The 10,310-nt window shown below is 64.4% G+C and carries 9 protein-coding genes; all 9 read right to left on the reverse strand.

Going from position 1 to position 10,310, the window contains the following annotated elements:
• Positions 1-357 (reverse strand): biotin/lipoyl-binding protein (locus ASD69_RS20920; protein ID WP_157499401.1); only part of this gene is annotated, 357 nt, incomplete at its 3' end.
• 190 nt (positions 358-547) lie between these two features.
• Positions 548-1,603 (reverse strand): Ldh family oxidoreductase, encoded by a 1,056-nt coding sequence (locus tag ASD69_RS20925; protein ID WP_057163454.1) that lies wholly within the window; start codon positions 1,601-1,603, stop codon positions 548-550.
• The gene (locus tag ASD69_RS20930; RefSeq protein WP_157499403.1) at positions 1,590-2,837 is read right to left on the reverse strand and encodes a PLP-dependent aminotransferase family protein; all 1,248 of its coding nucleotides are present in this window, start codon (positions 2,835-2,837) and stop codon (positions 1,590-1,592) included. Before ASD69_RS20930 ends, ASD69_RS20925 begins: the two co-directional genes overlap by 14 nt.
• 69 nt (positions 2,838-2,906) lie before the next feature.
• Positions 2,907-3,389 (reverse strand): VOC family protein, encoded by a 483-nt coding sequence (locus tag ASD69_RS20935; RefSeq protein ID WP_056183356.1) that lies wholly within the window; start codon positions 3,387-3,389, stop codon positions 2,907-2,909.
• 38 nt (positions 3,390-3,427) lie between these two features.
• On the reverse strand, positions 3,428-5,188 hold the full coding sequence (locus ASD69_RS20940; RefSeq protein WP_056183358.1) for a cyclic peptide export ABC transporter: 1,761 nt from the start codon (positions 5,186-5,188) through the stop codon (positions 3,428-3,430).
• Positions 5,185-7,587: a penicillin acylase family protein gene (locus ASD69_RS20945; protein ID WP_162250688.1), complete on the reverse strand. Its 2,403-nt coding sequence runs from the start codon at positions 7,585-7,587 to the stop codon at positions 5,185-5,187. Before ASD69_RS20945 ends, ASD69_RS20940 begins: the two co-directional genes overlap by 4 nt.
• A 69-nt stretch (positions 7,588-7,656) precedes the next feature.
• Complete coding sequence (locus tag ASD69_RS20950; protein WP_056183362.1) at positions 7,657-9,255, reverse strand: MBL fold metallo-hydrolase; 1,599 nt, start codon at positions 9,253-9,255, stop codon at positions 7,657-7,659.
• 10 nt (positions 9,256-9,265) lie between these two features.
• Positions 9,266-10,048 (reverse strand): thioesterase domain-containing protein, encoded by a 783-nt coding sequence (locus ASD69_RS20955; protein WP_056183365.1) that lies wholly within the window; start codon positions 10,046-10,048, stop codon positions 9,266-9,268.
• Positions 10,041-10,310: FtsX-like permease family protein (locus ASD69_RS22310; RefSeq protein WP_200944043.1), on the reverse strand; the 270-nt coding region annotated here is incomplete at its 5' end. The genes ASD69_RS22310 and ASD69_RS20955, both read right to left, overlap by 8 nt.

Below are 10,310 nucleotides of genomic sequence, written 5' to 3' on the forward strand. Positions count from 1 at the left end.
CTCCGACTGCGCGATCCGTGCGTCCGTCTGCAGGTCGACCAGCTCTGCCTGCATGCTGGCGATGTTGGCCTGCTGCTCCTTCTTCTGCGCCGCCAGCTCCCACTCGCTCTCCGACAGCTGCTCGTGAAGCTTCGGGTTGGCCAGGCTCGCCAGGATGTCGCCCTTCTTCACCGCCGCGCCGGCTTCCACCGCGATGCGTTCCACCTGGCCCTCGACCTTCGCGCCCAGGAACTGCATGTGCTTGGACGTAAGTTCGCCCACACCACGCACCTGCACCAGGAACTCGCCCTGCTTCACCTTGGCCAGCACCACCCGGTCGCGCGACGCCAGCTGGTCGGCTCGCCCCAGCACGCTCATCGCCGCTACCACCAATACTGCCGCACCCGCCGACACCAGCAGCCACCGCCGGTGGCGACGCCACCAGGGGGCTACCGGAATGTCTTGTCTCCTGATATCCACGCGATCCCTTTCCTGTTTGGCGCAGTCGCGGTCATGGCTGCTGTCAGGAACTTGGATGCGTGTACCGGCCCAAATGGATTCAACCTTGTCAGGTCATCGCGACGTCCGGGTGGTCGGCCGCGACCCTCTCCACGGCCAGGTAGCCGGAAAGCACCGCCACGTCTTCCTCGGCCAGCGGGATTCCCGTCCGTCGGCGATCGGCCTCCACCTCGCGTTCCGGGTCGCCGGGCACGCGTACCGGGGCTGCCCCGGCCGGCTGGCTTTGCCGGAACTGCGCCAGCAGCTCGGACAGCCGCGCCCTGAAAACCGCCGGATCCACGAACGCGGCAACCTCGATCGCCACCATGAAATGACTGATCTGGCGCGGCGTGTCGTAGGGTTCCCGGTAAAGATTGGAGAGTTCGGCATCGAACGGCATGTTGGACAACAGCGCGCACAAGATCTGGATCATCATGCCCAGGCCCTGCCCCTTGATGCCGCCCAAGGGCTGCAACGCGCCCAGATCGCCGCCGTGCGAAAGGTCCTGGCCCTCCTGGTTGGTGGCCAGTCCCGGCTCCACCGGCAGGCCGTGGCGAAGCGCAAGCAGCACGCGCGAATAGGCGGTCTGGCTGGTCGCCATGTCCAGATAGAAGCCGTCGTCGTCCAGGCCCGGCGCGGCCATCGCCAGCGGATTGGTACCGTTGAGCGGAACGACCCCGCCGAAAGGCACCACCAGGGCATCGGAGTTGCTGAAGACCAATCCGATCTGCCCGGCGGCGGCGGCCATGCGCGCGAAGTAGTCGGCACGGCCGAAGTGGTTGGAGCGACTCACCGCCAGCGCGGCGATGCCGGCCTTCCGCGCGCGGCCGATGACCTCTCGCATCGCCGCCGCCCCCGCCACCACGCCGAGGGCGTCGTCGGCGTCGAACAGCGCCGCCGCCGGATAATCGCCGTGAATGCGGAACGACGGCTGCTTCTTGGCGCGGCCGCCTTCGATTTCCTTGAGATAGAAATCGAGCAGCCGCACGCCATGCGTATCGATGCCCCGCAATGAGGCATCCACCAGCGCATCCGCGACGTCCGCCGCATGCGCCGCCGAAATTCCGCGATCGCGCATCAGCGCGACCATCGCTGCATGCACGACCTCCGCGTCATACCGCCGCATCGCATACCTCCTGGCATTGGCGGACGAATTGGCCGAGCCGCGCCACGCCTTCGCCGATCAGCGACGGCTCGACATTGCTGAAGGCCAGCCGGATGCTGTCCTGACACGTTCCCGAAAGGGAGAAGAACGATAGCGGCATCGGAATGACGTGCTGCTCGCGCGCGCACCGCAGTACTTCCGCCTGCCCGAACGAAAACGGCAGCTTCATCGTGAGGAAGAAGCCGCCCTCGGGACGATTCCAGTGCACGGCATCGCGCTGATCGGCGAACTCCTTTTCCAGGGCGGCCAGCAGCAGGTCGCGATTCCGGCGGTAGTGCTCCAGCTGCGGGGCGATCAGCTCGCGCAGCGTTCCCTGCTGCGCCAATAGCATGCCGCCGATCAGCGCCTGATTCAGCTGACTGGTGTTCACGGTCAGGAAACTCTTGCGTTCGCCGAGGTTCGCCACCAGCGTGCGGGCCGCCTCCGCACTGCCGAACAGCGTGTCCGGCACCAAAGCGCCTCCTACCCGTACGGCCGGGCACAGCGTCTTGGAATAGGTGAACAGGTAGATCACGCAACCCGCGCGATCGAGCGCATACAAAGTCGGCAGGCGCTCGCCTTCGTAGCGGAACATCCCGTACGGGTTGTCCTCCAGCACCGCGATGCGCTGCCCGGCGCACACGCTCAGCAGCGCCTCCCGTGCTTCCAGCGACAATACGGTCCCGGTGGGATTGTCGAATTCGGGGATCAGATACAACGCCCGCGCCCGCTTCCCCTGGTGACGCAGCTTTTCCGCGACCTCCTCCAGCTCGGCCGCCAGTTGGCCGTCATCCTTCGAATGCAGCGGCACGATCTCGATACCGTGCAGATCGGCCACGCCGGTCATGCCGATATAGGTGGGATCGCGCGCGATCACCACGTCGTTCTTGTCCTGACACAACGACAACATGCACAGCGCCAGCGCCTCCTGGCAGCCTGCGCTGACCACGATATGCTCGCTCCTGCCGTGCACGCCTTCGTCCAGTGCGAGCTGCTCGGCGATGAGTTCGTTGACGATGCCGTTGGTCCGGCCGTACTGCGCCAGGAGCCGCCCGGCATCGGCGTACGACAAGTCCCGCCGCGAGGCGAATTCGCGCTGGTACTGCGGAATCGAATCCAGCCAACGCTCCAGGTCGAAGAAGGCCTCCGCCGGACGCCCCGACGCCAGGGAAATGGCGTCGGGGAAGTCGCCCGCGACTTCGTTGAGGAAATTCATCACCGCCAACCGCGATGTGTTCGTCTGCGTACTCACGTCGCCCCTCCCGTATTGCCGGCGTGCAGCCACTCAATAAGCATCGGCGCGCTCCAGTTCCTCGAACAGACGGTTGATATTGGCCTCCTTGAAACCGGTCTCGCCGGTACGCTCGATCAGCTCGAACATCATCCCCGACACCTTGTCGCGCTTGCTGAAGGTTTGGCGCAGGCCGGGCGCATCCAGCACGCTGGTGCAGAACTCCAGTCCATTCTCCGCCAGGGCGCGCTGGGTGTTCTCGATGTCCTCGACTTCGAACGCGACGTGCTGCACGCCCGGCCCATACTCGTTGACGTAACGGCTCACCTGCGATTCCGGGGAGGTGCCCTCGATCAGCACGATCTGGAAATTTCCCGCCGACATGACGGCAGAGCGCATGCCGGTGTACTTTCCGACGGTCTCTCGCCGCTCGACCAGCGGCAACTTCAAGGTGTCCCGATAAAGGAGGATTGCCTCTTCCAGATCATGGACAGCGATCGCAAGGTGGTCGATGCGCAAAAAGGGACCCGATTCCATACACTTTCTCCTTCCATAGTAGTTGCTGCCCGATGATTTCAGGCAGGCGTGGCTTCGACCACTTTGGTGCTGGCTACATGAGGAACTTCATCCCCGTTGCGCTTCTCGACGATCTTTCCATCCTCCATGATCAATAGCTGGTCGGCGACGTGGAAATAGCGGTCGTCGTGGCTGACCACGACAACGGCCTTCCCCTGGGCCTTCAGGTCACGCAGGATCTCCGTGTAGAACACCCTCTTGAAAACCGGATCCTGGTCCGCCGCCCACTCGTCGAGCAGGTAAAGCTCCTTGTCGTCGACGAACGACACCACCAGCGCCAGGCGCTTGCGCTGGCCGTCCGACAGGTCGGTGGTGGAGAACAACCCGTCCTTGATCTGCACCTTGTGGTCGATCGCCAGCTCGCACAGGTAGCGGTTGGCCGCCTCGAGCTTCGCGTCGTCGATCGGCGAAAGCAGTCGGTCGAACAGGTAGAAATCGGAGAATACGGTGGCGATGTTCTGGCGATAGTCGTCGATGCACTCCGCGTCCACCGCCTGCTCGTCGAACAGGATGCGACCGCTCGCCGGCGGGTAGTGCAGCGACAGCATCTTGCACAGCGTCGACTTGCCGGAACCATTGCCACCGACGATGAAGGTGACCTCGCCCTTGCGGATCGAAAAGTCCAGCGGCCCGACCGTGAATCCGTCGTGCGCCTTGTCGGTGCGATGCTGGTAGCCGACACCCGCGAAGGAGACGACGCTCCAGTCGCGCTGGCGCAGCGGACGCTCCGCCTCGATCTGCTCCGGCAGCTTGCCCAGGATCTCCTCGATTTTCCGCAGCGACACCGCAGCCATCGACATGCTTGGCAAGGTATTGAGGATGACGGCGATCGGCCCGGTGATGTACAGCAGCACCATCACCACCGCCACCAGGTCGCTACCGGAGATTTCGTGATAATTGACGAACACGAACGCGATGGCACCGATAGCGAAGAAGAACAGCAGGTCGCCATAGCTGTTGGCCGCCAGCATGATGGTCATTGCCTTCTTCTCGGAGCGGAGCAATTCCCGTTCGCAAGGCTGCAGGATCTGCTCGAAATAGCCGCTTCGCTTATGCCGGTCTAGCTGGAGTTCCTTGATGCCGAGGATCAGGCCGCGCACGCCCTTTTCCAATGTGTCGTACAACTGCCGAGCACGATGGAAATGGCGATTGGCGAACAACAGCGGAATGTGGAACGTCACCACGCCGAAGATCACCGCCCCCAACACGAACAGGAACACCGGCGTGTTGATGTACCAGAGGAAGCCGAATATGCCGACCAGCATCACGCCATTGATGAGCAACTGCGGCACCACCGCGGCGCCGCCGATGATGCGCCGCACGTCATCGGTGACCGCCACGGTGAGCTTGGCCTGACCCAGCGTTTCGAGCTGCGGATAGCTAGACTGCACGATGCGCCGACACAGCCGCTGGCGCAGGTTCGATGACAAGTCCATCGACACGCGTGCCACCAGGATCGAGGCCGTAGCCCGGGTAATCAGGATGAGCAGGCAAAACAGGGCGAAGAATGCCGCCAGCCGGCCGTTGCTCACCTCGAAGCCCAGAAACATCTGCACCTGGGCGTCGGCAGAAGTGAGTCCGCCCTCGGGTCCGCTCAGCGCGGTCAGGATCAGCGGAATCGCCAGTGCGTAGAGGCAGCCGGAAAGCCCGCCGGCCAGCACCGCCAGGAACACGCGGGTCGGAGCGAAGCGCCCGAACTCGGACATCAGACTCAGGCGGCGGCGCGGCCGTTCGTCGGGTTTGCGTCGGCGCAGCTTCATTTCTTATCTCCAGCGGTGAGCGTGTAGTACTCGCCGCGCGTGAACGGCTGAACCATGTCGGCGTAATGAGCACTCATCCAGTTGCCCGATTGCCCGGTCGAGTTCATGTATTGGTGTTGCACGCCCTGTCGACTCAGCGCGATGAGCTGGCGTGAGCTGGCGCCGTAATTACCGACGTAACCATTGGTGCCGTCCACCGAGTAGGCGGAGACCTTGATGCTGTCCGGTCCGCCGCCACTGTCGACGCGACGCTCGAACAAGCCGGACAGCCCGCGGATATTGCTGAATGGTTGATGCGCATACTGGACATGGTGGATGTCGCCCCAGCGCCAGTCCGCCTCGTCCTTGCCGCTGCGCCGCTGCAACTCGGCCAGCGCCTGACCGAGACTTGCACGCAGCACGCCGCGACAGGACCGGTCGCCGCTTTCCGGTACCCGCGGGTCGCACCAGAGCGCATGCGGGTCGGTCAACGCCCGTTGGATCTGGTCGACCGTGGCCGTGTCCAGGACAGCGCGCACGTATTGAATCTCGTCGTGGCGGATCCAATCGTCGCCGAGCACGCCACCGAATAACCCCGCCGAGAGGTGTCTCATCCATACATTGAACAGGGCCGCCTGGGCACTCGAGGCGCTCATGTCGCCGGACCAGCCCTTGAGCAGTGCCAATGCCTTGCGCTCTTCCTCGTTGGCAGGCTTGATCGCGGTCAATACCGGCACGAGCCGTCGGGCCGACAGGCTGCGTTCGTCCGTTTGGATCGCCTGCATGTCCTCAAGCTTCAACCGACGACCGGAGGCAATCGCCTGCTCGAGCATCTCCCGGATACGCTGGCCGCGCGCCGGCGGTGCCCAGTCATTGGAAATGAAATACGGATAGTCGTCGTCGACCGGGCGGTCGTTGGCGGAGGCGATATAGCCCTCCGGCGGGTTGTAACGGGATGGCATGGCGTCGAACGGAATCTGCCCCTGCCACGCAAAATCCGGGTTCCAGCCAGGCACCGGCAGTGAGCCATCGCCCTTGCGGCGGATCGGGATCGCGCCGATGCCCAGGTAACCGATGTTCCCGTCACGGTCGGCGTACAGCATATTCAGGGCGGGCGCCACGTAATGCCGGTAGGTCGCCTTGAACGTCTCCCAGTCCTTCGCGTAGCTCACGGCGTACATGCTTTCGTAGCTGCGGTCGCCCGGCTGCAACGCGGTCCAACGCAAGGCTAGCGGCTGGCCGACGGCCTTGCCGCGCATGCCGCTGACGATCGGTCCATCGCGCGTGCTGCGCACATCGATCCGGACCGGCTTCAGCGCCTGGTGCAGGAAGGACGGAAACGCCGGCGCGACGCTGATGTCTTCCGTGCGGCTTTCCACCGGCACCCATGCGCCATCGGCCAGGTAGAGATCCGGATCCTTCGGGTCGAAACGCTGCACCGCGAGATCCTGCACGTCGGCCATCATCGCGGTGCCGCCCCATGCGATCTGGCCGTTCTGGCCGAAAATCACCGGCGGCAATCCGACCAGGCTCATGCCCTGCGCACGCAGCGTCGCGCCATGCTGGACCACGGGATACCAGGGCGACGGCATCTGAAGCCCCAGGTGCGGGTCGTTAGCAAGCAGGGCGCCGCCATTCGCGGTATGACGGCCGGCCACGACCCAGGCATTGCTGCCCACCTCGCGACCACCGATCTTCCAGTCCAGATGCAGGTTCTTGGAGAGCGTGCCGAGCGATACCAGCGAAGCGGGCGACGGCTGCGCACCTTCGTCCGCCGTCGGATCGATCTCGCCGTGGAAGAAGGACTGCATCTGCAGTGGACGCAGATAGCGCCCTGCCACGGCCTTGCCGATTTCCTGATCGAGATTGCCGCTCAGGCTCAGCGAGAAGACCTTGCCCCAGGACAGCGAGTCGATTTCGCTCCACGGCTCGGGGCGTACGCGGAACAGGCTGAACTCGATCGGCAGCGGGTGTCCTTCGCGCAGCCAGGCATTCACGCCGTTCGCGTATGCGGACAGCGAACGCTGCGCCGGTTTGCTCAAGGCAGCGTGCGCGCTCTGCGCGGAGCGGCGCAGCCCGAGCGTGCGCACCCAGCTATCCTGCATGAGCAGGTCCTTGCCGAAGATTTCGCTCAGCCGCCCCGCGGCCAGCCGCCGCTCCAGTTCCATCTGCCACAGACGGTCCTGAGCCTGCACGTAGCCCATCGCGAAGTAGATGTCTTCGTCGCGATCCGCGTACAGATGCGGCACGCCGTACTCGTCGCGCACGATGCGTACCGATCCGCCGCCCGGCGCCTGCACCGTCTGCGTTTGCGGCGGCAGCCCCTGGCGGCCATGCACGTAGAGCCATGCCAGCAACAGCGCAAGCGGTAGGAACACGAACAATGCGAAACGCTTGAGTATCGGAAAACCACTTCTCATTGTCATTACTCGAAAGAAACATCAAACAGCGCCACTCGCACCGGCACGGCGCCGGCGCGAACAGCGGACTCAAAGCTCAAGCGCGTACTTTCCGCACAGGCGCTCGACCGGAAGACCGAGCGTCCGGCCGTGCTCCACCATGCGTGTCGACTGGACGATCTGCTCGGAGTGCTCGTTGTATTCCAGACCCATGAAATAGCCGTACCAGGGTTCCATGCCGAGCGCGTAGATGAGCATCTGCTTCGGCTGGAATGCCTCGACCATGCGTGCCGCCTCCTGGAAGCCGGAGCCGTTGAGGCGACGGGATTCCTTGACGTTCTTCGGCACCAACTCCGTATTCAGCGCGCCGTAGAGCCAGGTGTAGGGCGCACCGACGCATTCCATGCCGATCGCCAGCACGTCCAGATCGCCGGTGAAGTCATGCAGCATCTGGTACATGCGCGGCTCCAGGTTGGAGGAGTCGGCGCCCGCATAGATCTTCCTGCCCTGCAACTCGAAGAACCAGGCCGTTTTGCTGCGGATGTTCAAGTCGCCGTGTTCGCCGAGGAACGGAATGCTCACGATGCGGCCATCGGGCAGCGCGAACTCTTCCAGGTCGTCCACCTCCGTCGCCTGGAATCCGAGCTGCGTCAGCAGCAGGCGCAGCGAAGGATCGGCCAGGGTGCCGCCGTTGTTCTTCGGCACCAGCACCTTGTCGACCTTGTGCCTGAGCTGTAGCAAGGTCTCCAAGTTCACGTGATCGGCATGGTTGTGCGTGAGGCACAGATAGTCGATGCGCTCGGGCAGGTCCGCGTAGGAATAGGTCTTGTCGGCATTGTCGTCGGTGCAGGTGGCGATGACGGGATCGACCATCAACGCGCAGGCACCGCTCTCGACGAGGAAGCCGGCGTGTCCCATGTAACGTAGCCGGACGCCATCATTCGGTGCCCGGTGGACCGGCGGCGCCGTATCGGTGAACAGCGAAAGGTAGTCCAGTCCACCCTCGCCCGGCGCGTCGTCGAACAGCGCATCGATTTCTTCGCGCGAGAGCGGCCTGGTGCGTGCGCTGAACAGCCGATCCCACCATGGCGAGCGGAACGGCAGGCGGATGTGCAGGTGCCGCTCATCGGCCAGGCGCGGCGTGCTGAGCACGAACGGCCGCTTCTGGCCTGGCGCCAGGATGCCCAGCGATACCGACTGCATCGACTCGTCGTAATAGCGGCTGCGATACAGCAGGGGCTCGATCAGCCGATACCCGGGCTGATGATAGAGGTCCATGTGCAGTTCGACGTAGCCCTTGAGCAGTTCCGGCACCTTCGCGTACAGCGGCTCGATCGACTCGCCGCTGCGATGGGCACGGACCAGCACGTCCAGTTCGCGGATCGCCTCGGCGAGTTCGGCGTACAGACCGTATTCGTTGTCGAAGCTCTGCAGCAGGGCTTGCACCTGCCCCAGCTGCTCGCGGCTGCAGTCAACGAATTCGCCGCCACCGGCCAGCTCGGGATCCTGGTTCGCCAGGATGTGCAGCTCCGTGTTCTTCACGAAGGAATGCATCAGGCGGCGGTGCGTCTTGCTCATGTACATCGCGTACGTCAGCGGCGCGATCAGGTTCGGCCACGCGTACCAGTGGTTCACCAGCGGCTCGACATAGACGTCCGGCCGCAAGTACCAGCGTTTCTCGCTATCCATATCCTCTTCCTTAATTTGCGAGCACGACCGGTCGCGCTCGTAGCGTGCCCGACAGCTCTCGAGCGATCGCTGCGAGCAGACGCTTCCGCTCGTCGTGAATAAAGAAATGCCCACCCGGCAAGCATTCGAAATCGACCGGCAACTCGATGCGCTGCGTCCAGGCCGCGAGTTCCGGCTCCGGAATGGAGTCCTCGGCGCCGTAGAAGAGGCGCGTGGCCACGCCGCGCAACGAAGGCCACGCGCATGCGTGGTTCTCGGCGAGCGCGAAGTCGGCGCGCAACCCCGGCAGCAACAGATCCAGCAAGGGTTCGCACTCCAGCACTTCCGGCGGCGTCGCCTTGAAGTCGCGCAGCATGGCCTTGAATGCCGCGTCGTCCAGGATCGAGTAACTCAGCTTCTGGCGCGCCCATGGCGCCCCGCATGCCGACAACAACAACCGCTTCGGCATCCGCGCACCGGCTGCCTGCAATCGACAGCACAGCTCAAACGCGATCAGCGCGCCGTTGCTGTGCCCGAAGAAACTGTACGGCACTGACGTATTCAACAACGGCGCCAGTTCGGCCAGCAGCGTCTTGCAGACGCGGTCGAGGTCGACACAGGGTGGCTCGAGCACCCGACCGCCCTTGCCGGGCGACTCGATCGCCAGCACTTCGATCCCCGGCAAGGACTCTGCCCAGCCGTGGAATACGCGCGCGTTACCTCCGGCATACGGCAGGCAGATCAGGCGTGCGCGCACGGGCGCATCGCCCACCTGCCTGACCCACCACGGCGAGGTATGCGAAAACTCACTCATACCGCATGCCTTCGGCCGGTTCGCCGCGCAGGATCCTGCGGGTGGACAGATAGGTGGCCATGCCCACCAGCAGCGTGATCGTGATCGCCACGCCCAGCCCGATCGCCACCGGCACCACGGCTCCCAGCCCGGCCAGACGCGAGAGCAGGAACAGCCCCGCCCCGCCGATCAGCGTCGCGAGCACCAGGCCCACCGCCAGACGCCGCGCGCCCTGGCGCAGGAACAAGCGCAGGATCGATCCGTCGCTTGCGCCGATCGCGCG

The organism is Lysobacter sp. Root604 (assembly GCF_001427505.1).
Taxonomy (GTDB): Bacteria; Pseudomonadota; Gammaproteobacteria; order Xanthomonadales; family Xanthomonadaceae; genus Lysobacter.